Raw genomic sequence first — 26,459 nt, 5'->3', positions numbered from 1 at the left:
GGTCGTGCGCGCGCGTGGTCGCACCACGCCCGGGCCGGAAAGTGGGTCACATGACTGGGATGTCAGCGGGCGACGACGCCACGCCGGACGGCGTGATCAGGCCGTCGCAGCCAGCGGTGTTCCCGCTCCGTAGGTACTCAATCACGGGACCCGGGGTTCGCGAGGATGTTTCGAAAGGGCCGGCTCAACAGACCAGCAACCCCTGGCCGGCGCCGCCGTCGCGCAGCGCCGCGAGGGCGTCGTCCACGGTCATCGGCGGCGGCGTCGGCAGGTCGTACGGCTGCGCCCGCAGCACCTCCGTGGCCCGGCGGGTGGGCACCGAGGTGACCGGGTAGCCGCGCGCCGAGGTGCGGTCCAGAGCCCGCCGGCGGCGGCCGAAGCCGGCGACGGCCAGCCACTGGGGCAGCCCGGCCAGTGCCGGCGAGCGCAGGCCGGGCGGTTCGGGCAGCACGTCCACCGAGCTGAACGGCTCGCTGCCGGCGAGCCACCACTCCACCCCCTCCACGCTGCGCCGGGTGGCGTTCTCGCACCAGTACGGCACCATCCCGGCCCGCACCACCTGCCACGGGTCCAGCAGCCGGCCGCACTCCACCACCAGCCGGTCGCCGGTCTTGCCGGCCGCGCGCAGCCAGCGCCGGTACAGGTCGGCGGTCGCGGCGCTGAGCGCCTCCGGCCGTGGCACGAGGACCCGGTGCAGCGGATGCCCGTGCCGGCCGGTCCAGTCCCGCACGGCGGCCTCGAAACCGGACTCCACGCCGTGTTCCGCCGGCTCGGGCGGCGAGGTGACCTCCGGCGGCTGCCAGTGCGCGCCGTCGCCGCCGGCCGAGCGGAGCACCTGGCGCAGGGCGTGGCTGTCCGGGTGGAAGTCGACCGGGTCGAGGCCGCTGCCGGGGCAGCCGACCTGGAAGCTGTGCCCGGGGGCGGAGTCGAAGACGGGCCAGGTGCGCGCGTCGCGCAGCAGCAGCACCGGGGCGCCGGGCTCCAGCCGGTCGGCCAGGAACCGCGCGTACGCGGCCGGCAGGGACCGCCACCGGGCCGCCAGGGACACCGTGGCGCCGGCCAGCGCGCCCCGGCTCGCGGGACAGTGCACCTGGCGTACGTGCAGGTCGGCGTTGCCGCCGAGGAGGCGGGCGGTGAGCGCGGCACCGTGGTCCAGGGCGGCCTGCGGCCGGTCGACGGCCCCCTGCGCCCAGTGCACGGTCATCTCGAAGCCCGCCGGCAGCCACGGCACCCCCAGCGCCGTCGCCAGGTGCGCGGCGGCGCCGTGCGGGGAGCCGATCAGGGCCCCCGGGTACCGTCGGCGCGGATACTGGTCGGCGAACCAGCGGGCGATCCGGCCGGCGTCGACCTCGGCCGTCTGCCCGGGGGTGAGTGCCACGCGGCCCGCCGCCCGGATCACCGCCGCCCGACGTACCGGCTCGGGCGCGCCGGTGAACCGCGACAGCGGCCCCGGGTGCCCCGGGTGTCCCAGGTCGGCGCAGTCGGTGCCGCGCAGCGCCCGCGCGGTGGCGGCCACCAGGACCCGCGCCGCGCTGCCCGCCGCCACGACCCGGTCGCCCGCCAGCCCGGCACCGTCGGCCGTGAGCCCCTCGCGCACCTTGTGCACCGGCCCCACCTTGCCTCGTTCGCTCACCACGCGGCCCGGCTTCCCGTCCCGATGGGGTTCAAACAGGGCATCCCCCACCGGGTGGGAGCAATCAGAAGATCCCGGGCGGGGCGGCGCCGGCCCGGCGAACGGGACCACGACGGCGTTCACCGCCGCCCCGGTACGCCGGTGAGCAGGGTTTCGTCGGCGCGGTAAGGGGCACATCTGCGCCCATGCGCAGCGACGACGAGGCCCCCGCGGCAGCGGCCACCATCACGCCCTACCAGGACGGGCCGCTGCTGGTCCGGGGCGACTTCGCCCTGGTCACCCCCGACGGGGAGACCATCGACGCGAGGCGGGGCACGGTGGCGCTGTGCCGCTGCGGCAAGTCGGCGCTCAAGCCGTTCTGCGACGGCACCCACAAGGCCGTCGGCTTCCGCGCCGGCACCACCCGCCCCGCCCCCTGACGCACCGCGCCCCGCGTGATCGACCGACCTGGTCCGCGCCCCGGGTCAGGCGACGGCGGCGGGGAGCTCGCCGGGGCGGGGGCGGTCGCGGAGGGCGATGCGGATCGGGGCGGTGGTACGCAGGGAGGTGCGGCCGGCGGTCCAGGCGTCCAGCAGGTGTGCGGCGAAGAGCCGGTCCACCGCCAGCGCGGCGGCGGCACCGAAGAGCACGTCGGGGGCGAGCCCCGGCTCCAGGCGGACCAGTCCCCCGCACATGTCGTGCGCGGCGATCTGCTCGTGCACCGCGTCGGCCTCGACGTGTTCGTCGTAGAAGCGCGTGGCCACCTCGTCCAGGCCCAGGCGGCGCAGCCCGTTGCCGTAGCGGCGGTTCGGCAGCGAGGAGGTCATCTCGTACGCGGCGAGGTGCCCCAGCAGCGCCCCGCGCAGCCGCCGGTGCAGCCCGAACAGCGACATGAGGTTGTTGGTGGCCAGGGTGATCGCCGGTACGGCGTCCAGGTGGGCGGCGTAGCCGGTGTCGAGCCCCAGCCGGCCGAGGGTGACCCGGAACAGCTCGGCGTGCATCCGGTCGAGGCGCCCGTTGCCGTACTCGTCCATCTGGATCTCGACCAGGGCGGCCTTCGCCGGCCCGCCGAGGCGCGGCAGGGCCCAGCTGTGCGGGTCGGCCTCGCGCAGGTGGTAGATCGAGCGGTGCGTGACGAACTCGCGGAACTGGGCCAGCGACGCGCGGCGTTGCAGGTACCCGGCGAGCGACGGCCCGTCGTCGGCGGCGACCACGTCGGCCAGGGCCGCCGGCACCCCGCCGGGCAGCGCCGCCGGCAGCGGCCCGGCCAGCGTCCGCACCGCCGCCTCGAAGTGGCGTTCGGCGTACGCGCGCAGCGCGAGCAGCGACGGCTGCCACTCCCAGCCCTCGTCGACGCCCCGCCAGCCGCGGTAGTGCAGCTCGTAGCAGCAGAAGAGCGTGAGCTGGAGGTCCTCGTCGGTGAGCGGGTCGGCCGGGTCGAGCCCGGCGCCGAGCCCCGCCGGAAGGTCGTGCGGCGTACGCCGCAGCGCGTCCAGCAGCGCCGCCGACACCGGTCCACGGGGCTGCGGCAGGGGCGCGGGTCCGTACCGGCGATCCGGGGACTCTGACAAGGTGACCTCCAGCGTCGTACTGCGCGTCCTCAGTGCCCGTCGCCCGGGTCGTTAAACGAGGTCGTCGACCTCGACGGCCACCCCGGCGGCGAGCATCCGGTCGCGCACCCGCCGGGCGGCGTCGCCCCCGGCGAACACCTCGCGCAGGTCGGCGAACGCGGGCTCGGGCGGCGCCAGCCGTACCGCCGGGTCGACGACGGTCTCCAGCACGCAGGGCCGGTCGGCCGCCAGCGCCTCGTCCCAGGCCGCCCCCACCAGCTCCGGCCGGTCGACCCGCACCCCGTGCAGGCCGAGCAGGCGTGCCCAGCCGGCGTACGGCACGTCGGGCCGGCGGCGCGTCGGGTCGGTGGGCGTACGGCCGCCACCCATGCCCGACTGGTCCCGGTTGTTGAGCACCAGCACCACCAGACGGGGATCGCGCCACTCCCGCCAGTGGTGCGCCACGGTGACCAGCTCGGCCAGCCCGTTGAGCTGCATGGCGCCGTCGCCGAGCAGCGCGATCACCGGCTGGTCCGGTGCGGCGAGCTTGGCCGACACCGCGTACGGCAGGGCACAGCCCATCGAGCCGAGCGTGCCGCAGAGCTGCGCGTTGACGCCCGGGGGCAGTTCGAGGTGCCGGGCGTACCAGTAGAGGACCGACCCGACGTCCACGGCGACCGCCCCGCGGCGGGGAAGCCGGGTGGAGAGCTCGTGCAGCACGAGCTGCGGATTCACCGGCTCGGCGGGGGCGGCGGCCCGCTCGGCCCGCTCGGCCCGCCAGCGGCCGACGGAGCCCTCCACGGTCTCCCGCCACCGGGCGTTCGGCCGGTCGGGCACCCGGGCCAGCAACGCCCGCAGCGTCTCCTGGGCGTCGCCGACGAGCGGAACGTCCACCGGGTAGCGGGTGCCGATGCGGCGCCCGTCGATGTCGATCTGCACCGTCCGGGTCTGTCCCGGCATCGGGAAGTAGTCGGTCCACGGGTCGTTCGTGCCGATCAGCAGCAGCGTGTCGCAGCCACCCATCAGCTCGGCGGCGGCCGGCGTGCCGACCTCGCCGAGCACGCCGGCGTGGAAGGGCAGCCGCTCGTCGAGCACCGGCTTGCCCAGCAGCGACGCCGCGACCCCCGCGCCGAGCCGGTCGGCGAGGGCGACGATCTCGGCGCCCGCGCCCCGCCCGCCCTGGCCGACCAGGATCGCGGTCCGCTGGCCGTTGGCGAACAGCTGGGCGGCCGCGTCCAGGTCGACGTCGTGCGGCAGGACCCGGGCCAGCGGCTCCCCCGGCGTCGCCGACAGCACCCCGGCCGCGTACGGCTGGAGGTCGGGCACGGCGGCCTCCTGCAACTGCCGCGGCAGCACCACGCAGACCGGGCTGCGGGTGGCGGCGGCGGTGCGGAACGCCTGGTCGAGCAGGGCCGGCACCCCGTCGGGGACGCGGCCGTAGCGGACGAACTGGTTGCAGGCGTCGGCGAACAGCCGGCTCAGCCCGATCTCCTGGTGGGCGGCGCCGAGCGGACCCGACACGTCCTCGCCGACGATCGCCACCACCGGCTTGCTGTCCAGCTTGGCGTCGTAGAGGCCGTTGAGCAGTTGCACGGCGCTCGGCCCCTGGGTGGCCAGGCAGACACCGATCCCGCCCGTGAACCTGGCGTGCCCGGTGGCCATGTACGAGGCGGTCTCCTCGTGCCGGGCCGGGATGAACGCCGGATCCCCGCCCGAGGCGTCCAACGCCTGGACCACCGGGGCGATGGCCTCCCCCGGGTAGCCGAAGACCCGCGGCACCCGCCAGGCGCGCAGTCGCTCGACCACGAGGTCGGCCACCCTGCGCTCAGCCATCACCACGCCCCGGCGTGCCGGCGTCGACGTAGCGCAGCACCGCCCCGACGCCGTCGGTCAGCTCCGGCGCCTCGTCGGGACCCAGCACGGTCAGCTCGGCGTCGATGCCGACCAGCGCGCGCACCAGCGCGGCGTCGGCGCGGACCTTCTCCGGGTCGCGTACGGACATGGCGGCGAGCTGCCCCGGCTCGGTGGCGATCTCCGTCGGGTCCGGCCCGATCCAGAGTTCCCCGTTCGCGGAAGGGTCGTCGACGATGAGCATCGTCTCGACCTGGTTGCGTTGCAGGGCCGACACCACGGCGTCCAGCCCGGCGCCGACGTCCTCCTGCATGCCGAAGCGGTCCAGCACGGCGGTGATCCGCTGGTCGGCCACCTCGGCGATGGTCTGCACGGTGAGGTCGTCGAGCAGGCTCTGGTCGGCGCCGCCGGCTCGGGACCCGGCGTCCGTGCGCACCACCACGTCCTGCCAGCGCGACGGCATCTGGGCGGCGATCACCCCCGTGGCGCGTACGTCGCCCGCGACCACCACCACCTCGGCGCCGACCTTCTCGGCCAGCTCCACCGTCGCGGCGGTGACGTCGCCCGCATTGTGGTGCCAGGCCTCCATGGCGGCGCGCTGGTACCGGGACTGCGACCAGCCGCCGGGCTGCACCCGACGCAGCGGGAAGTGCTCCCGGCCGCTCACGTGGGCTCGGCGCGGCACGCCGCCGGCGCTGATCGCCATGGCGTCGGCGCCGGTGCGGTCGGCCAGCACCCGCACCCAGCCCACCTGCTCGCCGCGCTGCGCCAGCATGGGCATCACGTGCGGCAGCGAGGTGTACGCGGCGAGGTCCCGCAGCGGCGGGGCGGAGAGGTACTCCGACAGTACCACCCGGCCCCGGGCGCCGAAGATCGCCAGCCCGTAGTCGCCCGGCATCGGGTCGTGCCCCCGCACGACCCGTTCGACGGCGTCGATGGTCTCCACGTCGGCGCGCTGCTGTTGAAGTTCTTGGCGCAGGGCCCGCCAGCGCAGATCGAGCGCCGGGTGGGCGTCCTCGGTGTTGGCGGAGGCGTCCAGGTACACCGAGACCCACGGCCCCGGCCGGTCGTAGAGCGGGCGCAGGAAGGACAGCTGCATGCTCGACCCCTTTCCAGCTCGGCCCCCCGCTTACCCGCGCCACCCCGGTTGTCACCTGGCCGCCGGGCGGCACGTGACCGGTGTTCATTCATGTCGTTCAACCCGGATGACCGATACCATCAGTGCACGCAACCGGACTCTGGGTGGTGGAAATGGACAGCGACCTGCACATCCGGCGCATCGTCCACCCGAGCGACCGCATCGTGACGGGGCGGATCGTGCGGCTGATGGAGGGCTATCCGCGCGAGGTACGCATCGGCCAGCCGGTGCTGGTCGCGGTGCTCGCGGCGGCCGGCGTCGCCGGCCTGCTGACAGCACTCGTCCGCTCCCTCTTCTCGGCCGGCGCCGGCGGGGCCCGCCGGCGCTTCAAGGACCTGAAGAAGGGCCCGGAATACCTGGTCACCCCCGTACGGCTGCGCGACGCCGCCGGGCAGCTCTGCGAGGTCGAGCTGCACGGGCACCTGCCGCAGAGCGCCCTGCACCCGGCCGACCACGTGCAGTTGACGCTGCGCCGCCAGGGCGACCCGGACCTGCCGCCGAAGATCGAGCGGATCGTCAACCTCACGACGGGTCAGCTGCTCACCCCGCGTACCGCCACCCTGTGGTCGCACCTCGGGCCGCCGCTGCTGCTCCAGGCGATGCTGGGCACGCTGCTGGTCGCCGTGCTGCTGACCTGGTCCACGCTGACCTGACGGCCGGCGCGGTTTCCGGCGTCGCGGCGGCGGGCACGGTGGGGACCATGTTCGAGGGGTTCACGCTGGAGCACGTCGACGTCGGCGAGGTCCGGCTGCGGGTACGCCATGGCGGCTCGGGCCCGCCCGTGGTGCTACTGCACGGGCATCCGCGTACCCACGCGACGTGGCACCGCGTCGCGCCGCTGCTCGCCCGGGAGCACACCGTCATCTGCCCGGACCTGCGCGGCTACGGCGGCTCGTCGAAGCCGCCGAGCGACCCCGGGCACACCGCATACGCCAAGCGGGCGATGGCCCGCGACGTGGTCGGCCTGCTCGACGCGCTCGGGCACGACCGCGCGGCCGTGGTGGGGCACGACCGGGGCTGCTACGTGGCGATGCGCACGGCCCTGGACCACCCTCGGCGGGTCAGCCGGCTGGGCGTGCTCGACGGGGTGCCGATCGGGGAGGCCCTCGCCCGCGCCGACGCGAGGTTCGCGGCCCGCTGGTGGCACTGGTTCTTCCTGGGCCAGTCCGACAAGCCGGCGGAGCGGGTGATCACCGCCGACCCGGACGCCTGGTACGGCGGGTCGCCGACCACCATGGGTGAGGAGGCGTACGCCGACTACCGCCGGGCCATCCACGACCCGGCGACGGTGCACGCGATGTGTGAGGACTACCGGGCCGGGCTCGGCCCGGACCGGGCGGCCGACGACGCCGACCGGGCCGCCGGGCGGCGGATCGCCTGCCCGGTGCTGTTCTGCTGGTCGGAGCGCGACGACATGGTCGACCTGTACGGCGACCCCGCGGCGATCTGGCGGGACTGGGCCGACGACGTGCGGGTGGCCGCCATCGACTCGGGGCACCACATGGCCGAGGAGGCCCCGGAGCAGCTCGCCGCCGCGCTCGCCGGCTTCCTCGTCGGCTGACGGTCCTCGACTCACCGGCTGGCCGCCGGCCGACTCGCCGGTCTGGCCACCCCTGCGCGACGGCGAGGCCAGCGACCGGGTCAGCCGACCGGGGTCAGCGGGCGGTCCGGCTCGCCCGCGGTGCGCAGCATGCCGCGCCGGGCGGCCCAGCGCTCGAAGACCAGGGTGGCGAACGGCGGCACGGCGCAGGCCAGCGCCACGAGGGTGGGCCAGGGCCGCCAGCGGTGCAGCCGGGCCATCGCGAGGACCAGCAGGCCGTACGCGACGAAGAGCGCGCCGTGGATCGGACCGAAGATCTGCACGCCGATCTCGTTGCCCGGTGGGCCGTACTTGACGGCCATGCCGACGAGCAGGGCCAGCCAGGAGCAGGCCTCGGCGATCGCCGCCGCCACGAAGAGCCTGGTGATCTTCTCGCGCATCGTCACTCCCCCACCGGTTGCCGCACATGCTAACCACCCGGCCGGGCGCGCCGACGGCACGATGGGCGGAGGCGACAGGGATCACGCGGGCCCGAGCCGGGTACGTACAAGAAGCTTCGGGTCTTCCCCGGCCCGCCCCGGGCGTGCGAGGTTAGGGGAACCAACGGTGACAGGGCGGTGACCATGGGCGAGGACGTCGGGGTGCGGACCTTCAGTCGTGAGGACCGGGCCCGCTATCGGGAGAAGGTACGGCGGTGCCTGGACGTCTTCGCCGAGATGCTCCGGGAGTCCCGGTTCGACGTCGAACGGCCGATGACCGGGCTGGAGATCGAGCTCAATCTCGTCGACGACGACTCGATGCCGACCATGCGCAACGCCGACGTGCTGGCCGCCGTCGCCGACCCGAGCTTCCAGACGGAGCTGGGCCAGTTCAACGTCGAGATCAACGTCGCGCCGCGCCGGCTGGCCGGCACCGGCACGCACGAGTTCGAGGAGAGCGTACGGGCCAGCCTCAACGCGGCCGAGACCAAGGCGCGGGGCGTCGGGGCGCACATGGTGATGATCGGCATCCTGCCGACGCTGCGCCCGGAGCACCTGACCGCCGAGACGCTGTCGGCCAACCCGCGCTACGCGCTGCTCAACGAGCAGATCTTCGCCGCCCGCGGCGAGGACCTGCGGATCGCGATCAACGGCGTGGAACGGCTGACGGTCACCGCCGACACCATCACGCCCGAGGCGGCCTGCACGAGCACCCAGTTCCACCTCCAGGTCAGTCCCGCCCAGTTCGCCGACTACTGGAACGCCGCGCAGGTGGTCGCCGGCATCCAGGTGGCCCTGGGCGCGAACTCGCCGCTGCTCTTCGGCCGGGAACTGTGGCGGGAGACCCGCATCCCGCTGTTCCAGCAGGCCACCGACACCCGGCCGGAGGAGATCAAGGCCCAGGGCGTACGCCCGAGGGTGTGGTTCGGCGAGCGCTGGATCACCACGGTGTTCGACCTGTTCGAGGAGAACGTCCGCTACTTCCCGGCGCTGCTGCCGGTCTGCGACGCGGAGGACCCGGCCGAGGCCCTCGCCCGGGGCGACGTGCCGAAGCTCGCCGAGCTGCGACTGCACAACGGCACCGTCTACCGCTGGAACCGCCCCGTGTACGACGTGCTGAAGGGCCGCCCGCACCTGCGGGTGGAGAACCGGGTGCTGCCGGCCGGGCCGACGGTGCTCGACACCGTGGCCAACGGTGCCTTCTACTTCGGCCTCGTCCGGGCCCTCGCGGAGGCCGACCGGCCGTTGTGGTCGCAGATGTCGTTCAGCGCGGCCGAGGAGAACTTCACCGCCTGCGCCCGGCACGGCATCGACGCCCAGGTCTTCTGGCCCGGCCTGGGCTATCTCCCGGTCACCGAGCTGGTGCTGCGCCGGCTGCTGCCGCTGGCCCACCACGGGCTGGACCGGTGGGGCCTGGACCCGGACGAGCGGGACCGGCTGCTCGGCATCATCGAGCAGCGCTGCCTGACGGGCCGCAACGGCGCGAGCTGGCAGGTGGAGACCCTGCACCGGCTGGAGTCCGCCGACCACCTCGACCGGCCGGAGGCGCTGCGCGAGGTGGTGCGCCACTACGTGGCGCTGATGCACAGCAACCGGCCGGTCCACGAGTGGCCCATCCCCTGATCCGCAGCCGGCGTGGTGGCCTGCACGCCCCCTCCCACCCCGGGCCGAGCCAGGCCGAGCCGGCTGGAGCGCGGCAGCTGGGACTGTTCCGGAGTTGACGGCGCCCTGACCGGGCCGGACGGCCGGGCAGATTGCGCACGATGGAAGAACCGGGCCGACGGCGGCCACCCCATGATGAAACGCGGACATCGACCGGCGCCAATCGGGCCCGGAGGGCCGCGCTGGCGCGTACGCGTCGATCGATGGTCGCCGGCGCGGCCGCAGGGGCGTCGGCGCGGCGTCCGGGTCGTCCTGCACCGGTCCCTCCCTCCCCCACCACACGAGGAGCGCACGTGACGCAGACCCAGAGGTCCTCCGCGCGGCCCGACGCGCCCGCCCGGCGCGGGCCCGGCACCACGCCGCTCGGCCCCGACGCCACGCGGAGCGGGACGTCCGCGTTCGTCAACGGGCACTTTCCCCGGCGGCGAGGGCTGATCATCCTCCTCAGCGTCCTCGGCGGATTCCTGCTGACCGTCATCTGGTCGGCGGAGTTCGTGGACCGCACCATCGGCGACAACGTCGCCAACACGCTGCTCGGCCACGACGCCAAGGAGACGCCCATCCAGGGCATCGCGGCCGGCGTCCTGTTCGCCTTCGTCTCGGGCATCGCGGGCACGTTCACCGCCTGCAACATCGCCGCCTTCGGCGCGCTGGCCCCGCTGACCGGCACGACGGGCAGTCGGTTCAGTCGGATCGTCGCGCCGCTGAAGCCGCTGGGCTGGATGTCGGTGGGCATGGTCGCCGTGTCGGCCGCCTACGGCGCGCTCGTCGGCCTGGTCGGCACCTCGATGCCGCAGTTCTCCACCGCGCCCAACGCCCCCGGCGGACTGTCGCCGAGGAGCATCCAGTCCATGGTGGTCTTCGGCGCGATCGGGCTCATCATGATCTACCTCGGTCTGGCCGCGCTGGGCGTCGTGCCGGATCCGTTCGCCCGGATCGCCCGACGGTTCCCCAACGCCCCGATGGTCTTCATGGGCGCGCTGATCGCCGGCTTCCTGATCGGCCGGCCCTTCGCGTTGTTCCGGCAGATGTTCCGCGACGCCGCCGAGAGCGGCAACCCGCTCTACGGGGCGGCGGCGTTCACGCTGCAGTCCCTCGGCAACATCGTCATCATGGCGGTGCTGTTCCTGCTGCTGGCCTGGCTCGCCGGCTCCCGCCTGCAACGCTGGTTCAGCGCCCGGCCGAGCCGCCTGGCGGTGCTGACCGCGGTCGCGTTCATCGTCGCCGGCGCGTTCACGTTCCTCTACTGGGACGTGCGGCTGCTCGCCCGCCGCGAGATCATCCCCTGGTATCCGACGGCCCCCTGGGCCTGAGCCGAGGCTGACGGGTCCCGGGGACGGCGCCGCCCGCCGTCCCCGGGGGTCAGGTCCCGGCGCCGCCCGCCCTCCCGCTCAGACCTTCAGGACGACCTTGCTGCATTCGTCCTGCTTCTTCTGGAAGATCTTGTATCCCTTGGCGGCGTCCTTCAGCGACATCCGGTGGCTGATGATGAAGCTGGGATCGATGTCCCCACGCTGGATGCGCTCGAGCAGCGGACGCGTGTAGCGCTGGACGTGACACTGACCCGTACGCATGATCAGCGACCGGTTCATGAACGCACCCATCGGGAACTTGTCGACGAAGCCCCCGTACGCGCCGATCACCGAGACGACGCCGCCGCTGCGGCACGCGAGGATCGCCTGCCGCAACGCGAACGGCCGCTCCGTCTCGACCCGGGCGGCCTGCTTGGCCCGGTCGTACGCGTAGACGGCGGTGTTGCCGTGGTGCCCCTCCAGACCGACGGCGTCGATGCAGGCGTCGGGCCCCCGGCCGGCGGTCATCTCGTTGAGCGCGTCGAGCACGTCGGTGTCGTCGTAGTTGATGGTCTCCGCGCCGGCGTGCTCCTCGGCCAGCCGCAGCCGGTAGGGGTACCGGTCGATGACGATCACCCGCTCCGCACCGAGCATCCGGGCGCTGGCCGCGGCGAGCAGCCCCACCGGGCCGGCACCCCACACTGCGATCACGTCGCCCGGCTTGATGTCGCACATCTCCGCGCCCATGTAGCCCGTGGGCAGGACGTCGGCGAGCATCACCGCCTGGTCGTCGGGCACCTCGTCGGGCACCTTGATCGGGCCGACGTCGGCGAACGGCACCCGGGCGTACTCGGCCTGGCCGCCCGCGTAGCCGCCGAGCAGGTGGGAGTAGCCGAAGATGCCGGCCGGCGAGTGACCCATGATCTTCTCGGCCACCCCGGCGTTGGGGTTGGAGTTCTCGCAGACCGAGAAGAGGCCGCGCTGGCAGGAGGAACAGTGGCCGCAGGCGATGGGGAACGGCACGACCACCCGGTCGCCGGGGCGCAGGTTGCGCACCTGCGGGCCGACCTCCACGATCTCCCCCATGAACTCGTGGCCGAGGATGTCGCCCTTGCGCATGGCGGGGATGTAGCCGTGGTAGAGGTGCAGGTCGGAGCCGCAGATCGCGGTCGAAGTGATCCGTACGATCGCGTCGCGGGCGTTCATGATGGTCGGGTCGGGCACGTCGACGACCTTGACGCTGTCCTTGCCCATCCAGGCGGTGGCCTTCATCGTTCGTCCTCTCGGGTCACGGGCGGTCAGCGGCGGGCGATGGGCAGCGGCTGGGCGGGGCGTTGCATGACCTGCTGGCGTACGGAGATGCCGTCGGGGCTGCCCTCGGAGCGGACCACCTCGCCGGTCTCCACCACCTGCTTGAACCGGCGCAGGTCGTCGCGGACCTGCTGCTCGGGCTCCTCGCCGAAGAGCTTCGCCACCGCCCGGCCGAGCGCGCCGGCGGGCGGGGCGTAGCGCAGTCGCACCCGGACCTCGGTCCCGCGGTCGCCCGGGGCGGGCACGAACCGCACCCGGCCGGCGTTGGGCACCCGGGTGCCGGGCAGCGAGCGCCAGGCGATCGACCGGTTGGGCTGGTCGTCGACGATCTCCGCGTCCCACTCGACGCGGCGGCCGGCCGGTCCGCGCGCGGTCCAGTGCGAGCGGCGCAGGTCCTCGGCGCGTACGGATTCCAGGTGGGTCATGAACCGGGGCAGGTTCTCCAGGTCCCGCCAGAACCGGTACGCCTCGGCCGGGGAGCGGTTGACGGTGACCGCGACCTCCATGTCGATCACCCGCCGCCGTGCGGCCTGGGCCCGCCCGGCGCGTACGGCGGCGAACAGGTCCACGGCGGCGATGCCGGCGATGGCGACGGTGGTGAGGGCGACCCGCCGGCGGCGCTCGCCGCACCGGTCCGCCCAGGCCCGGCCGAGCAGGGTGAGGTCCATGGCGTCGCCGGCCACCCGGGTCCACGTCCAGCCGGTCGGCCGGCGGCCGGCGAGCAGGCCGGCCGCGTGGGCCAACTCGCGGGCGCCCACGGCCGGGATGACCGTACGCGCCATGGGTGAGTCGTCCACGCCGGTCAGCCGGGCCACCGCGCGCGGGGCCAGCAGCCCGCCCGCGCCGAGGGCGAGGCTGACCACGCCCAGCACCCGGGGCAGCCCCGTACCCCGGACACGTCGGTTCCGCTGGTCCAGCATCATCGGATCGGTCTCGTCCACGTCGCACCACCGTCAGATCGTCCTGACCCGCCCCCGGGGTGGGCCCGGCGGCGGGAAGCCGCCACGCCTGACGCTATGCCCGGGAATCGCCCCACGAACCCCGAATCGGCACACAACCCACCCCCCTGGGCCGCCCCGCTCCCGCCTACCGGCCCGCGCCCGCTCGGGCCGCGCCCCGATTGAGGGGTATGGCGGTCGATCGATGGCTTGTAGCGTGGGTCCCTCCTCATCCCTAGGAGGGAAGTGATCATGCCCACGGTCACCGCTCGCGTCCTCGGCGCCCTCAGTGCGAGCGTGCTCGGCGCGACTCTCGGCGTCCTGGCGGTCGCCGCGCCGGCCCAGGCCGCGTCCCGCGACGGCACGTGCAACGCCGGCGAGTTCTGTTACTACTTCAACAGCGACCACGCGGGCTCGGTCTCCGACCACGCCGGCTCGCTGGCCGACTATGGCTCGACGCAGCCGGGCTGCTACGAGTTCAAGGGCGCCGGCAGCGGCAAGGGCCAGTGCATCAAGAACAACGCCGCCTCGGCGTGGAACCGCACCGGCAAGACCGTGCGCGTCTACTACAACACCGGCTACAACGGCTCGCACGCGTACCAGGACTTCGCGGCCGGGGCGAAGAAGAACCTCAACTCCACGCTGAAGAACAACAACGCCTCCCACCAGCTGATCTCCGCCGGGGCCAGCTACCCGGCCAGGGACGACTACCCGTACAAGGGGCAGACGTCGGGCATCGACCCGTGGAACTTCTACAAGGGGCAGTGCACCAGCTTCGTGGCCTGGGCGCTGCGCAGCCGCGTCGGCGTCGCCTTCCACAACCAGTACAAGGGCCAGGCGCGGTGGGGCAACGCCAAGGAGTGGGTGGCTGCCGCCGGACGCGCCGGCGTACCGGTGCACAACAGCCCGAAGGCCGGTGACGTCGCGGTGCGCCTGGGCGGCACCTACGGTCACGTCGCCTTCGTGACCAGGGTGAACGCGAACGGCACCTTCGAGATCGACGAGTACAACTACGTATCCGCCGACAGGTACAGCCATCGGACGGTGTCGGTGGGAACCGCCAACAACCAGTTCTCGAAGTTCATCCGCTTCAAGTGACCCGCCGCCTCGGATCGCCGGTCACACCGCGCGCCGAGGACGCAGCACCCGCGCGCAGAGCCCCGGCCGCACGGCCGGGGCTCTGCCGATCACGTGCCCTTACGCCGGGGAGAGACCCTCCGCGAAGTCGTAGAGGCTCTTGATGTCGTCGTCGAAGTACGGCCCGTCGAATTGGCCGTTGCCCGGGTTGTCGCCGTGGCTCACGACGCTGTTGATGAATCCGAGACCATTCTGGTCGTTGTATTCCTGAAGCCAGGGACCGCCGCTGGAGCCGTAGGTCATGTTGCACCACATCCGGATCTGCTGGCCGCCGGCGTGCCAGGTGCCGCTCTGGCAGTAGTACTGGCTCTCGCCGCCGCCGAGGTTGGACGGATAGCCCAGCGCCGTCATCAGCGAGATGTTGTAGCCCCAGTTCCAGCGCATGCCGTGGCCGCCGACCGTCTCGACGACCTTCAGGCCCCAGTTACCGCCGTTGTGCATGATGGCGATGGCCATGTCCTCGTCGTAGCTGCTGCCGTTGATCCACGCGGTGCGGGCGGTGAGCTGGTAGGCCACGAAGGTGCCGAACGGCCGCGCGCCGTCACGGTAGCGCGGCACGAACTGCCAGTTGCTGTACCACTGGCCGCCGGCGCCCTGGTGCACGCAGTGCCCGGCGGTCATGACCAGTCGCGCCTTGCCGCTGGCGACCGCGCTCGCCGAGCAGGAGGCGCCGCCGCCGTTGGGGGTGGTGAAGTAGACCTTGCCGACGACCGCCGACTCGTTGAGCTGGATGCCGACGTCGGCACCGCTGGCGACGCTCGGTCGCACCGGCGCGACCGAGCCCGCCGGCCCGTCGGGCTTCGGCGCCCGGCTCAGCGACTCGGTGGCGTTCGTGGACTTCGCGATGTCCAGGTCGACGGCGCTCGCCATCCGCTGCGGCGTCCAGTACGCGGCGACCTCCTCGGCGATCGCCTTGTTGGTGATCGCACGGCCGTCACTGGTGCGGGCGAGGGTGGTGGTGTTGCCGTTCTTCTCGACCGCGGTGGGCTTCGCCTGGGCGACCGCCGGGGCGGTCAGTACCAGCGCGAGCGCCAGGCTGGCCGATGCGGACCAGCGTAGGGTTGATCTCAACAGGGTGCCCCCTTTTCCGGGTACTCCAACTCGGACCAGCGAAACCTATCGATCGAATTGCTTTGATCACAACGTAATGGAATGACAGGTAATTGACACTGGCTCCCCGACGACCGGAAATGCCCATCGCCGGCGACAAACAAAGCGGGCCCACCCCGAACAGAACCCTCGAAATTGACCTCGCAAATCCCATTGCCGCCAATCCGCGCTCTCAATTTGAGGGCGTTTCCTACTGTCGACGGATGGGAATTGCGATTGCCTACCGTCAGCCTCAGGCGACTACGGTGGTGGCGCCAAGCGCACCGTCAGCTGTCGGACCAGCGAAGGATGTCCCGGTGAGCAACACCCCGCACCTCGGTCCCGCACCCCAACGCCGCACCGTCGACGCGGATCAGGTGCGTCGGCTCGTCGCTGACCAGTTCCCCCAGTGGGCCGGCCTCCCGGTCCGGCCCGTCGCCAACGGCGGCTGGGACAACTGGACCTTCCACCTCGGCACGCGGATGTCGGTGCGTCTGCCCAGCGCAGCCGAGTACGCCCTGGCGGTCGACAAGGAACACCGGTGGCTTCCGAGGCTCGCCCCCCGGCTCCCGCTGCCCATCCCCACCCCGCTGGCAAGAGGCGGACCCGGCGTGGGCTACCCCTACCCGTGGTCGGTGTACCCGTGGCTCGACGGCGAGCCGGCGAGCGCGGACAGCATCGCGGACCCGGTCCGGTTCGCGCTCGACCTGGCCGGGTTCCTGGCGGCCCTACAGAGCGTCGACACCACCGACGGTCCCCGCCCCGGCAAGCACAACTGGTTCCGGGGCGGCACACTGCGCACCTACGAGGGGGAAGCCCGGCGCGCGCTCACGGCACTCGACGGCCACGTCGACGTCGAGCTGGCTCGCGAGATCTGGCAGAACGCGTGCGACGCCCGTTGGGACGGTGTGGACAGCTGGTTCCACGGTGACGTCGCCCAGGGAAACCTCCTGCTCATCGACGGGAGGCTGGCGGCTGTCATCGACTTCGGCACCTGTGGCGTCGGCGACCCCGCCTGCGACCTGGCCGTCGCGTGGACACTGCTGACCGCCGACGGTCGGCAGGCGTTCCGGGAGCGGCTGTCGGTCGACGAGGCGACCTGGGCGCGGGGGCGCGGCTGGGCCCTCTGGAAGACCCTCGTCACCTGTGCCCACGCCCTGGGCGACGCCGACACGCAGGCGGCGGACGCGCTGCGCGTCCTCAGCGGGATCTTCGCCGACTACGCGGCCGGCGCCGGCGGCACAGCCAAGCAGTGAGCAGCCACCAGACCCGGCTGGCCAGCACCGTCATCGTCGCGAGCCCGGCCGGAGTACTAGGCTGGGCGTCAAGGCGCTCGACTAGGGCGGTCGGCCTCGGAAGGTGGAAACGTGGACCTGGAGAGGACCCGGCTGTTCGGCGTCGGAGAGTCGTACTCGTTCGCCACGGGGACGGGTCAGCGAGGCGCCGTCATCGTGCACTTCGACGGCCGACGCGACATCGTGCTCTACGACCCCGCTGACCCGGAGACCGTCCAGCACACGTTGACGCTGGAGAGCACGGAGGCGCGGACGATCGCCGACCTGCTCGGCCTTCCGCTGGTCATGGACAACCTGACGGAGCTGGTCCCGCCCCTGGAGGGCGTCGAGACCGTACGCATGCCGATCCCCGCCCGGTCGCCCTATCTGGGGCGCAACCTCGGTGACACGCGTGCGCGGACCCGCACCGGCGCGTCGATCGTCGCGGTGGTCCGCGACGGTCGCGTGATCCCGTCGCCGGGTCCCGACTTCACCCTCCAGTCCGGAGACTCGCTGGTGGCCGTCGGTGACGGCGCCAGCCTCGTCGCGATCCGCGAGCTCTTCACCAACGGCTAACCCCCGTCTACCTTGCCGACGCCGCCACCCCACACTGATCTTGTGCCGATCCGATCTTGCCGTTGGGTGTGGGTGCGGCGTGCGCGGAATCGATGAGGGAGAGGCCCCAGGTAAGGCTCAGTGGTATTCGCGCATGCCCAACGCGCGGACAGTACGCCACACGCCGCTGGCGCGCCTCGTGGCGACCGCCACCGCCCGATCGGCGTCGTTCGGAAGAGCCGTCACGATCGCCCTGCTGGCCAGGCCGACCAGCCCGCCCTCGCGCTTTGTCTCGGTCCCGGGCGCGACCACACCCAGGTACGGGCGGCGCAGCGTCCGGGGCGCGATGACGGACAGCATCCGGTGCAGGTGGTCGGCCTGGGCGACGATCGCCACCGGCCGGCCGTCGCCGAAGTGCCCTTCCGTTTCGGAACGGAGAAAGTTCGTCACCGTGTCGATGGAGTGCCGCTCGACCTGGATCACGTCCTCGGGTACGTTCCGGGCCAGCAGCTCGGCCTTCATGATGTCCGCCTCGGGCATGCCACAGAACCGCTCTCCTGGCGAGTCCGGCGGTGTCCACAGCAGGCCCTTCGAGTCGGCGGGCGACTTGTACCCGGAGCACACGATCCGGCCCTGCCGCGGCCTGGTCACCTGCTCGTACAGCTCACGCGCCACCTGCACGCGCAACAGGCCGTCCGGGCTGAGCCCGATTCCGTCGACGCTGCGACCCCGCCCGGGGATCAGGATGTGGGCGATGTCCTTGATGGTCAGGCCGGTGGTGCCCGGCGCGATGTCAAACACGGTGTCCGAACGCTTTTCGTCGAGTGCGGCCGCGGCCGGGGTACGACTCCGCCAGGCAGTCCTGCAGACGTTGGTGACGGAATTCGAAGTGGTTCCCGTTCTTGCGGAGGATCCCGCCGTCATGGCAGGTCTGCAGGAACTGCTCGAAGCGCCAGGGCAGCAGGTGGTGGGACAAAAGCCAAAGGTGAGCGACTTTGTAGCATGCCCACTCGTTCCAGAAGAACATGGCGACGCTCGCCCCCACGGGCACCAGGTATATCCCGTTGGGGAAACCGAGTGGCATGACTGCAACGTAGTAGACCAGGTATCCGACTGCCAGGATGACACACGCGAGGAGGAAGAGGCCGATCCCGGATCGCCGGTCGTTGTGGATGACCACGAGCGGGTCAGCCGTCCGGGCCCCCGTCTTCGCGTCCAGCCACGGCGCGGCCCGCAGCACGGCGGCCGCGATCCGGCCGCCGAGGATGCCGACACCGACGCCCACCGGGGTCGCCAGGGCTGCGCCCAGCAGGGCCTGGGCAGGTGACAGGCCGAGCAGCCAGCCGGCCGGCTCATCGAGCCCGAGCATGGTGATCCGGCACACCGCATAGCCGAGAGTGATCATCAATAGACCCTGCGCCAGACGAAGCGCGTGGGAGCGCATGTCGCCGTCCTGGTTGACGCCTCCCCGGGCATATCCGGCCCGGGCAGGATCCGCCGGCCCACGGGCCCGCCCGGCCGCGTAGCCCCGGGCCCATCCGAAGCCGAAGCACAGGCCGGCGAGCGACAGCAGAATCGCGGTGCCGGCGAACCTGGGGACAAGGTGGTTGAGGAGACCGACTGTGACACCCGCGAGAGCCGCCGCCGCAAGGGCCAGCCGGTACAGCGGCGCGTAGTATCTGATCTCCCAGAAGGCGATGATCCGTCTGACCGCGTGCTCGCTGAGAAAACTCAACCACCGCTTTGCATCCTGCGGAGGAAATTCGTTGACCGGGGCGAGGTCCCCGTCGGGACTTGCGACGCGAAGGCCGAAGACCGCGGTGACGAGGCTGCCGAGCAGGTGGTTCTCGATGGCAGCCGGGGTCGGGAACCTGTCCTCGTCCAGCAGTTCGGTTGCGTCGCGTGCCGTGGCGAGGGCAGCCGGCTCGGGGCCGGTCGCGTAGACGCTCTTGGTCAGCCAGGCGATCAGCGGGGACGACAGGGCTGCGGCTACGGACGATCTGGGTTCGGCCTCGACCTGCGCCGAGATGGCGCGCCACCGTGTTCGCTCGGGCTTGGGCACGTTCAGGAGGTAGCGCGCCACTTCGCTCGCCTCGACAGGAGCCAGTTCGATGATCTCGGCTCCGGGAAGGGCGGCGTAGAGTGCCCGGGAATGCGACGGCCGTGGGATGCCGGTGAGCACTGCGGGCCGGTCGTCGACGAAGAGGTTGATCGCCTGGGACGCCTTGCCGCAGAACGCCGCGTCGATTTCGTCGAAGCCATCGAACACCGGGATGATCTCGCCTGCCTCCAGCGCCGCCGCGAGGGCGGCGACCTGGCTGGTGCCGTTCTGTCGAGAAGTCGAGCGGAGTACGTCGAGCATCCATGCCTTTAGGCGGGTTGTGCGGGGATTCCAGGTGGCAAGCGTGAAGACGACGGGCTGTTTGTCCGTGCGGTCCGCGATGAGCTTGACCATCCGGGTGGCAAGGGTGGTCTTGCCGGACTGAGATTCCCCGACGACGATCAACTGACCGCCACCGGCCACCAGGTCACCGAGGCGGTCGTCGCCCATGGGCGACATGTCAGCAGCCGGTTCGAGCCCGTCCGCCCCGCTGGTCTGCAGCGACCACGGCACGACGAGGAAGCCACGGTTCGTGAGCAGCCTGACCTGCTCGGAGACCGCCTTGTTGACGCTCGCGCGCAACACCTCGAGCGCCCCTGGCGAGGAAGGGGCCAGCGTACCGTCGGATACCGACCGCTCCGGCGGCGCGCTGAAGAGATTGACCTGGATGTTGTGGTCACCGGCCATTCCTCCGCGGGCCTTCGGGAGATTGAACCGGCGGGAGTCCTGCTGATCGCGTTGGTCTGCCACCACGCATCCGTGCCGGTCGGCTAGTGGAAGGTGTTGGTCTGGACGTTGTCGTTCCCGACCTGCACCCCGCGGCTGTGCCGCAGGTCGATCCGGGACCCTTGTCGATCGATAAGCTCGAGGATCCGTCGGGCCAGCGCGATCGCCTGTTCGTCATCGGCGGCGCCGGCAGCGCGCAGGTCCCTGCCGAGGACGGCCTCCCACGCCGTCGGCTCGGTCAGATCCTGGTCCAGCGCGTCCCGGGCCTGCCGGCGGTCCTGCAGCCGGCCAACCAGCACCGCCTTCAGTTGGGTGTACGAATCCTGGATGGCGGCACTGGCGGTGTTGCTGACTCCCGCACCCGCTCCCGCAGCCAACGCGGCCACGATCAGTTCGACCCCGGACACGAGCACCACCGTCCTTCGCAGACCGGAACGACCTTCATTATGACAGTAGGTCGTGCTGCGACCACACTGGGAAATCACCCTGGTGCGGTCACCCGGTGGCGCGTCAATGAGCCAGCCCTTTTCGTCGGCCTCCTGGGTCAGGACGGTCGTCCGCCGAACGCCCACGCGTGGACCTCGATGTCGGCGTACCGGTCCGGGGTCAGCAGGGAACGCGCCTCGTCCGGGTCCTCCGCCCGGACCAGCGCCGCCGTGCCCAGCCACATGACACCGTCGTCCGACAGCAGCGGCCCGTACGCGATCAGCTCGTCCCGGTTCCCGCTCACGTCCAGGTCGGCGGCCTCCCCCGCCCCGAGGCCGAGCACCAGGTACCGGTCACCACCCGTCGGGCCGCCCGGGAAGTCCCACATGGTGCGCCCCAGCGTGTTGTGCCACCGGCGCAGCAGCACGTCCCGGTACGCGCCGGCCTGGTAGTTGGGCTCGTCGAAGGCGAACGCCCGGGCGGCGGCGGGATCGGGCAGGTCGACGATGTGCACGCTGCCGATCGGCGTCCTCCCGTCGGTGGCGAACGTCGGCCCACGGGCGATCATCCGCTCCGCGTACCGGTCCATGTAGGACCAGTGCTCCTCGCGCAGCTCCTCGCGCAGAGTTAGGGAGTCGCGCCGGTCGCGGTGGTAGCAGAAGTACTCCATACCGCGGATCCTGACGCCGGTGCCGGGAACCGCGGCGGGTGGGTACCGCTTCCCGCGTGTGGCGTCCGTTCTGTCACCCGTCGGTCGTACGCTCCCCGTCATGACGACGATGGAGACCCACACCCTCGCCGCGCCCGGCGTCGACCTTGTCTACGACGTGCGCAGTCCACTGTCGGCCTCCGACGGGCACCGCACGCTGCTCATGATCGGTCAGCCGATGACGGCGGAGGGCTTCAACGCGCTGGCGCCCCACTTCACCGACCGGACGGTCGTCACCTACGACCCGCGCGGGCTCGGCCGCAGCGTCCGCAGCGACGGGCGGTCGGACCACACGCCGCAGCAGCAGGCGGCCGACCTGCACCTGCTGATCGAGACGCTCGGCTCCGGCCCGGTCGACGTGTTCGCCAGCAGCGGCGGGGCGGTGACCGCGCTGGAGCTGGTCGCGTCCCACCCCGGTGACGTGGCCACGCTGGTGGCACACGAGCCGCCGATCAACTCCGTGCTTCCCGACGCGGCGGCGGCCGAGCGCGCCCAGGCCGCCGTCCACGAGGCATACCAGGCGAAGGGCATGGGCGCGGGCATGGCCGCCTTCATGGCGTTGGTCTCCTGGCAGGGCGAGTTCACCGACGCCTACTTCGCCCAGCCCGCGCCCGACCCGGCGGCGTTCGGCCTGCCGACCGAGGACGACGGCTCCCGCGACGACCCGCTGCTGTCGAAGGCCTCGGGGACGGTCACCGACTTCCGGCCCGACGCGGCGGCGCTCACGGCGGCGCCGACCCGGATCGTGATCGCGGTCGGCGAGGAGACGGAAGGGACCTACACGGCGCGTACGGCCGTCGCCACGGCGAAGCTGCTCGGCCAGGAGGCCGTGGTGTTCCCGAGTCACCACGGCGGCTTCATGGACGGCGAGTTCGGCTACGCGGGCAAGCCCGCCGAGTTCGCGGCCAAGCTGCGCGAGGTGCTGGACGCCGGCTGACCGCCGGCGGCGAGGGCGGGCCGATCGCCGTCGGCAGCCGCAACACCACTGCCGACGGCGAAGCGGCGTCGAGCGCCGCTCAGAGGGCCACGATCGCCGCCGTCTCCGCCGGCAACTCGATGCGGTCACGCATCACCGTGACCCCCTCCCCCGTCGCGAGCAGCACCCGGCGCGCCACCCCCGGCAGGGTGACCCGCTGCGGCTTGGCGGCCAGGTTCGCCGCCACCAGCGTCTCGCCCCGGCGCATCACCAGGAACTGGTCGCCGTGCCGGACGTCGACCCGGTCCAGCCGAGGATCGGTCAGGTCGGCCCGGCTCTTGCGCAGCGCGATGAGCCGCTTGTGGAACTCGTACATCTCGCGGTGTTCGGGTTTGTCCAGCTCGGCCCAGTCGAGCCGGGAGCGGACGAAGGTCTGCGGGTCCTGCGGGTCCGGCACGTCGCCCTCCGGCCAGCCGTGGGCGGCGAACTCCCGCTTGCGGCCGGTGGCGACGGCGGTCGCCAGCTCCGGCTCGGGGTGGCTGGTGAAGAACTGCCACGGGGTGCTGGCGGCCCACTCCTCCCCCATGAAGAGCATCGGGGTGAACGGGGCGGTGAACAGCAGCGTCGCGCCGACGCGCAGCAGCCCCGGGGAGAGGGTGGCGGAGATCCGGTCGCCGGTGGCCCGGTTGCCGATCTGGTCGTGGTTCTGGAGGTACGCGACGAACCGGTGGCCCGGGGTGCGCTGCCGGTCGACGGGCCGGCCGTGGTGGCGGTTGCGGAAGCTGGACCAGGTGCCGGCGTGGAAGAACCCGCCGGTCAGCACGTCGGTGAGGCATTCCAGCGAGCCGAAGTCGCCGTAGTAGCCCTGCCGCTCGCCGGTGAGCAGGGTGTGCAGGGCGTGGTGGGCGTCGTCGTTCCACTGGGCGTGCAGGCCGAAGCCGCCGGCCTCGCGCGGCGTGATCAGGGTGGGGTCGTTGAGGTCGGACTCGGCGATCAGCGACAGCGGCCGGCCGAGGTGGGTGGCGAGCGCCTCCACCTCGATCGCCACCTCCTCGAGCCAGGGCGTGGCGCGGGAGTCGGGCATGGCGTGCACGGCGTCGAGCCGCAGGCCGTCGACGTGGTAGTCGCGCAGCCACATCAGGATGCTGTCGACGATGTAGCGGCGCACGCCGTCGGAGTGCGGGCCGTCGAGGTTGACGGTGCGACCCCAGGTGTTGCTCTGCTCGGTGAGGTACGGCGCGAACATCGGCGCGTAGGCCCCGGAGGGCCCGAAATGGTTGTAGACGACGTCGAGGATCACCCCCAGGCCCTTGGCGTGGGCGGCGTCGACCAGTCGTTTCAGGCCGTCCGGCCCGCCGTAGGGCTGGTGCGGGGCATACCAGCAGACCCCGTCGTAGCCCCAGTTGTGCTCGCCGTTGAAGGCGTTGACGGGCAGCAGCTCGATCATGTCGACGCCGAGGTCGACGAGGTGGTCGAGGCGGCCGATGGCGGCGTCGAAGGTGCCCTCGGGGGTGAAGGTGCCGACGTGCAGCTCGTAGAGGACGGCGCCGGGCAGCTGCCGGCCGGTCCAGGCCTGGTCGGTCCACTCGAACGCCGCGTGGTCGTAGCGCCGGCTGGGCCCGTGCACGCCGTGCGGCTGCCAGGGCGAGCGGGGGTCGGGCAGCGCCCGCTCGTCGTCGTCGAGCAGGAAGGCGTAGTCGGTGCCGGGGCCGGCGGCGGGCACCTCGACCCGCCACCAGCCGTCGGGGCCGGAGCGCATCTCGTGGTCGGCGACGCCCGGCAGGCGCAGCCGGACGCGGGCGGCCTGCGGCGCCCACACCGTGAACTCGGTCATGAAGCCTCCACGGACTCGGTGGTGGGAGCCAGCAGCGCGACGGGGTAGGTGGCCAGCAGGTCGGCCAGCAGGGTCTGCCCGCCACTGTAGGACCGGCCCGTGAACAGGTCGGTCACCTCGTGAACGGGAAGTGACAGGGTGGTGTCGCCCCAGCCGCCGGTGCGGGCCAGCCCGAGCGGCAGCCGGGTGGCGACGGCGACCGCGCCGCCCCGGTCGAAGGCCAGCGCGTGCCGCCCGGCACGCCCTTGGGCCGGCACCGGCCGGTAGCCGGTGAACAGCTCCGGGCGGTCGCGACGCAGCCGCAGGGCGCGCGACACCACGAGCAGCTTCGCCGCGCCGCCGGCGTCCACCGGCGGGGGCGGGCCGGCGTCGAGGCGGGCCAGCAGCTCCCGGCGTACGGCGAAGTCGACCGGGCGGCGGTTGTCGGGGTCGACCAGCGAGTTGTCCCACAGCTCGGTGCCCTGGTAGGTGTCGGGCACCCCGGGCATGGCGAGCTGCACGAGCTTCTGCCCGAGCGAGTTGGACCAGCCGGCGGGGGCGATCTCGTCGGCGAAGGCGGTCAGCTCGGCGTGCAGCTGCGCATCGTCGTACATCGCGTCGACCACGTCGTGCATGGCCCGCTCGAAGACCGGGTCGGGGTCGGCCCAGCTCGTGGCGGCCGACGCCTCGCGGGCGGCCTTCTCGACGTACGCGTGCAGCCGCTCCCGCTCGATCGGCCAGGCGCCCACGGCGGTCTGCCAGAGCAGGTGCGCGAAGGCGGGGTCGGGCAGCGGCGCGCGGGCCGTCCACCGGCCGACGAGGTCGGCCCAGCGCCCGGGCAGCTCGCTGAGTACGGCGAGGCGGGCCCGGACGTCCTCGGAGCGCTTGGTGTCGTGGGTGGAGAGGGTGGTCATGCTCGCCGGCCAGCGCACCTGCCGGGCGGCGGCGAAGCGGTGGAACTCGGCCGGCGGCACGCCGAAGTGCGCGGGGCTGCCGCCGACCTCGTTGAGCGCGACGAAGCGGCTCCACCGGTAGAAGGCGGTGTCCTCCACCCCCTTGGCCATGACCGCGCCGGTGAACTGCGGGAAGCGCTTCGCCAGTTCGTCGTCGGGGTCGCGCAGCCGGCGGGTGAGCGCGTCCAGCGCGGCGGTCAGGTCGGGGCGGCGGCGGCCGGCCTCGGCGCGGGCGGCGGCCAGGTGGCGTGCCCCGTGCGGCGGGTAGCCCCGGTAGACCGGGAACGCGGCGGCCAGCTCGGCCAGCCCCGCCCGGGCCGCGTCGCGCTCGACGTCGCCGGCGAGCGCGGCGAGGCGGTTCAGCTCGGTCGCCAGCAGCCGGGTGGCCGCGGCGAGCTTGGTGTCGTGGGTGAGGTCCTGCCAGGAGGTGTGCCGCCCGACGAGGTGGGTGTCGAGGGCGGTGAAGTCGCCCTGGGCGTCGGGGTCGACGAACAGCCCGCAGACGGCGGCGAGGGCGTCGTAGCCGGTGGTGCCGTCGACCGGCCAGTCCGGCAGTTCCTCCCCGTACTCCAGGATCTTCTCCACCACCAGCCACGCGTCCGGCGCGGCGGCGCGCAGCCGCGCCAGGTAGGCCGAGGGGTCGCGCAGCCCGTCCGGGTGGTCGACGCGGATGCCGTCGACCTCGCCGGCCGCCGCCCAGCGCAGGACCAGCTCGTGGGTGGCGGCGAAGACCTCCGGGTCCTCCACCCGCAGCCCGGCCAGGTCCGAGACGGCGAAGAACCGGCGGTACGTCAGCTCGGCGTCGCCGCGCCGCCAGGAGACCAGCTCGTAGTGCTGCCGGTCGTGCACCTGCCGGGGATCGCCGTCGCCGGTGCCGGCGGCGATCGGGAAGCGGTGCTCGTGGTAGCGCAGTTCCCCGTCGGCGAGCTTGAGGTCGTCGAGGGCGTCCGGGGAGTCGGCGAGCACCGGCAGCAGCAGCCGGCCCCGGTCCCAGTCGATGTCGAACCAGCCCGCGTACGCCGAGTCGCGGCCCCGGCGCAGCACGTCCCACCAGGAGGGGTTGGCGGCCGGCACGGCCACCCCCGCGTGGTTGGGCACGATGTCGACGACCAGGCCGAGACCGGCGGCGCGCAGCGCGCGCAGCAGCCGCTGCCGGGCCGCCTCGCCGCCCAGTTCCGGGTTGACGGCGCGGTGGTCGACCACGTCGTAGCCGTGTGCGGAGCCGGGGGTGGCGGTGAGCAGGGGCGCGCTGTAGAGGTGGGTGACGCCGAGGCCGGCCAGGTAGTCGGCCAGCTCGGCGGTGGCGTCCAGGTCGAAGCCGGGGCGCACCTGCACCCGGTAGGTGGCGCCCGCCTGGGGCGCGTCGGGTCGAGGGGTGGTCGACATG

The 26,459-nt window shown here is 72.8% G+C and carries 23 protein-coding genes; 9 read left to right on the top strand and 14 right to left on the bottom strand.

What is annotated here, in order from left to right; genetic code table 11:
• Positions 1 to 184 precede the first annotated feature (184 nt).
• Positions 185 to 1,606, bottom strand: a complete 1,422-nt coding sequence (locus CLT72_RS03810; protein WP_435823523.1) for a hypothetical protein — start codon at positions 1,604 to 1,606, stop codon at positions 185 to 187.
• Positions 1,607 to 1,818: 212 nt separating this feature from the next.
• Here CLT72_RS03810 and CLT72_RS03805 point away from each other — a divergent pair, with 212 nt between their 5' ends.
• On the top strand, positions 1,819 to 2,052 hold the full coding sequence (locus CLT72_RS03805) for a CDGSH iron-sulfur domain-containing protein (protein WP_089000660.1): 234 nt from the start codon (positions 1,819 to 1,821) through the stop codon (positions 2,050 to 2,052).
• Between the two features lie 45 nt (positions 2,053 to 2,097).
• Here the strand turns inward: CLT72_RS03805 and CLT72_RS03800 are convergent, their stop codons facing one another.
• Genes CLT72_RS03800 through CLT72_RS03790 form a run of 3 tightly spaced genes read right to left on the bottom strand, consistent with a single transcriptional unit; the run spans position 2,098 to position 6,112 of the window.
• A complete protein-coding gene (locus CLT72_RS03800; RefSeq protein ID WP_101409539.1) occupies positions 2,098 to 3,183 on the bottom strand; it encodes an iron-containing redox enzyme family protein in 1,086 nt (361 codons plus the stop codon).
• Between the two features lie 51 nt (positions 3,184 to 3,234).
• Entirely contained in the window at positions 3,235 to 4,995 is a 1,761-nt protein-coding gene (locus CLT72_RS03795) for a thiamine pyrophosphate-binding protein (RefSeq protein ID WP_101409538.1), read from the bottom strand.
• On the bottom strand, positions 4,988 to 6,112 hold the full coding sequence (locus CLT72_RS03790) for a baeRF2 domain-containing protein (RefSeq protein ID WP_101409537.1): 1,125 nt from the start codon (positions 6,110 to 6,112) through the stop codon (positions 4,988 to 4,990). The genes CLT72_RS03795 and CLT72_RS03790 overlap by 8 nt, the downstream gene beginning before the upstream one ends.
• Before the next feature lie 143 nt (positions 6,113 to 6,255).
• On the opposite strand from CLT72_RS03790, the gene CLT72_RS03785 reads away from it, so the two are divergent.
• Together CLT72_RS03785 and CLT72_RS03780 are read left to right on the top strand one after the other, a co-directional pair.
• Entirely contained in the window at positions 6,256 to 6,804 is a 549-nt protein-coding gene (locus tag CLT72_RS03785) for a hypothetical protein (RefSeq protein WP_101409536.1), read from the top strand.
• A gap of 47 nt (positions 6,805 to 6,851) precedes the next feature.
• On the top strand, positions 6,852 to 7,712 hold the full coding sequence (locus tag CLT72_RS03780) for an alpha/beta fold hydrolase (protein WP_101409535.1): 861 nt from the start codon (positions 6,852 to 6,854) through the stop codon (positions 7,710 to 7,712).
• Positions 7,713 to 7,792: 80 nt separating this feature from the next.
• On the opposite strand, the gene CLT72_RS03775 is transcribed toward CLT72_RS03780, so the two are convergent.
• The gene (locus CLT72_RS03775) at positions 7,793 to 8,131 is read right to left on the bottom strand and encodes a DUF3817 domain-containing protein (protein ID WP_089000664.1); all 339 of its coding nucleotides are present in this window, start codon (positions 8,129 to 8,131) and stop codon (positions 7,793 to 7,795) included.
• Positions 8,132 to 8,314: 183 nt separating this feature from the next.
• Here CLT72_RS03775 and CLT72_RS03770 point away from each other — a divergent pair, with 183 nt between their 5' ends.
• Positions 8,315 to 9,793: a glutamate-cysteine ligase family protein gene (locus tag CLT72_RS03770; RefSeq protein WP_101409534.1), complete on the top strand. Its 1,479-nt coding sequence runs from the start codon at positions 8,315 to 8,317 to the stop codon at positions 9,791 to 9,793.
• Positions 9,794 to 10,125: 332 nt separating this feature from the next.
• Entirely contained in the window at positions 10,126 to 11,145 is a 1,020-nt protein-coding gene (locus tag CLT72_RS03765; protein WP_101409533.1) for a hypothetical protein, read from the top strand.
• A 78-nt stretch (positions 11,146 to 11,223) separates the two neighbouring features.
• Here the strand turns inward: CLT72_RS03765 and CLT72_RS03760 are convergent, their stop codons facing one another.
• Together CLT72_RS03760 and CLT72_RS03755 are read right to left on the bottom strand one after the other, a co-directional pair.
• On the bottom strand, positions 11,224 to 12,396 hold the full coding sequence (locus tag CLT72_RS03760; protein ID WP_101409532.1) for a zinc-dependent alcohol dehydrogenase: 1,173 nt from the start codon (positions 12,394 to 12,396) through the stop codon (positions 11,224 to 11,226).
• Between the two features lie 26 nt (positions 12,397 to 12,422).
• Positions 12,423 to 13,376 (bottom strand): SRPBCC family protein, encoded by a 954-nt coding sequence (locus CLT72_RS03755; protein ID WP_101409531.1) that lies wholly within the window; start codon positions 13,374 to 13,376, stop codon positions 12,423 to 12,425.
• Between the two features lie 249 nt (positions 13,377 to 13,625).
• Here CLT72_RS03755 and CLT72_RS03750 point away from each other — a divergent pair, with 249 nt between their 5' ends.
• Positions 13,626 to 14,471, top strand: a complete 846-nt coding sequence (locus CLT72_RS03750) for a CHAP domain-containing protein (RefSeq protein WP_144082173.1) — start codon at positions 13,626 to 13,628, stop codon at positions 14,469 to 14,471.
• Between the two features lie 99 nt (positions 14,472 to 14,570).
• Here CLT72_RS03750 and CLT72_RS03745 read toward each other — a convergent pair whose 3' ends face one another.
• Positions 14,571 to 15,581, bottom strand: a complete 1,011-nt coding sequence (locus CLT72_RS03745; RefSeq protein WP_101409529.1) for a trypsin-like serine peptidase — start codon at positions 15,579 to 15,581, stop codon at positions 14,571 to 14,573.
• A gap of 335 nt (positions 15,582 to 15,916) precedes the next feature.
• Here CLT72_RS03745 and CLT72_RS03740 point away from each other — a divergent pair, with 335 nt between their 5' ends.
• Positions 15,917 to 16,855 carry an aminoglycoside phosphotransferase family protein gene (locus CLT72_RS03740; protein WP_101409528.1) on the top strand — a complete coding sequence of 313 codons (939 nt, stop codon included), beginning with the start codon at positions 15,917 to 15,919 and terminating at the stop codon, positions 16,853 to 16,855.
• Positions 16,856 to 16,966: 111 nt separating this feature from the next.
• Entirely contained in the window at positions 16,967 to 17,449 is a 483-nt protein-coding gene (locus CLT72_RS03735) for a cation:proton antiporter regulatory subunit (protein ID WP_101409527.1), read from the top strand.
• Between the two features lie 117 nt (positions 17,450 to 17,566).
• Here the strand turns inward: CLT72_RS03735 and CLT72_RS31805 are convergent, their stop codons facing one another.
• The 4 genes from CLT72_RS31805 to CLT72_RS03720 are packed head-to-tail and all read right to left on the bottom strand — an operon-like array spanning position 17,567 to position 21,351.
• Positions 17,567 to 18,229: an ElyC/SanA/YdcF family protein gene (locus CLT72_RS31805; protein ID WP_158241958.1), complete on the bottom strand. Its 663-nt coding sequence runs from the start codon at positions 18,227 to 18,229 to the stop codon at positions 17,567 to 17,569.
• The gene (locus tag CLT72_RS31800) at positions 18,222 to 20,279 is read right to left on the bottom strand and encodes an NACHT domain-containing protein (protein ID WP_158241957.1); all 2,058 of its coding nucleotides are present in this window, start codon (positions 20,277 to 20,279) and stop codon (positions 18,222 to 18,224) included. Before CLT72_RS31800 ends, CLT72_RS31805 begins: the two co-directional genes overlap by 8 nt.
• A gap of 20 nt (positions 20,280 to 20,299) precedes the next feature.
• Positions 20,300 to 20,827: a hypothetical protein gene (locus CLT72_RS03725; RefSeq protein WP_144082172.1), complete on the bottom strand. Its 528-nt coding sequence runs from the start codon at positions 20,825 to 20,827 to the stop codon at positions 20,300 to 20,302.
• Positions 20,800 to 21,351 (bottom strand): YciI family protein, encoded by a 552-nt coding sequence (locus tag CLT72_RS03720; RefSeq protein ID WP_101409525.1) that lies wholly within the window; start codon positions 21,349 to 21,351, stop codon positions 20,800 to 20,802. Before CLT72_RS03720 ends, CLT72_RS03725 begins: the two co-directional genes overlap by 28 nt.
• A 100-nt stretch (positions 21,352 to 21,451) precedes the next feature.
• On the opposite strand from CLT72_RS03720, the gene CLT72_RS03715 reads away from it, so the two are divergent.
• Positions 21,452 to 22,327 carry an alpha/beta fold hydrolase gene (locus CLT72_RS03715; protein WP_250100159.1) on the top strand — a complete coding sequence of 292 codons (876 nt, stop codon included), beginning with the start codon at positions 21,452 to 21,454 and terminating at the stop codon, positions 22,325 to 22,327.
• 79 nt (positions 22,328 to 22,406) lie between these two features.
• Here CLT72_RS03715 and treZ read toward each other — a convergent pair whose 3' ends face one another.
• Together treZ and treY are read right to left on the bottom strand one after the other, a co-directional pair.
• Positions 22,407 to 24,140 carry a malto-oligosyltrehalose trehalohydrolase gene (treZ, locus tag CLT72_RS03710; protein WP_101409524.1) on the bottom strand — a complete coding sequence of 578 codons (1,734 nt, stop codon included), beginning with the start codon at positions 24,138 to 24,140 and terminating at the stop codon, positions 22,407 to 22,409.
• Positions 24,137 to 26,458, bottom strand: coding sequence for a malto-oligosyltrehalose synthase (treY, locus tag CLT72_RS03705; RefSeq protein ID WP_101409523.1), 2,322 nt, complete (start codon positions 26,456 to 26,458; stop codon positions 24,137 to 24,139). Before treY ends, treZ begins: the two co-directional genes overlap by 4 nt.
• Position 26,459 lies beyond the last annotated feature (1 nt).

The organism is Micromonospora sp. CNZ309, assembly GCF_002846525.1.
This window is presented reverse-complemented; position numbering and strand designations above follow the sequence as displayed.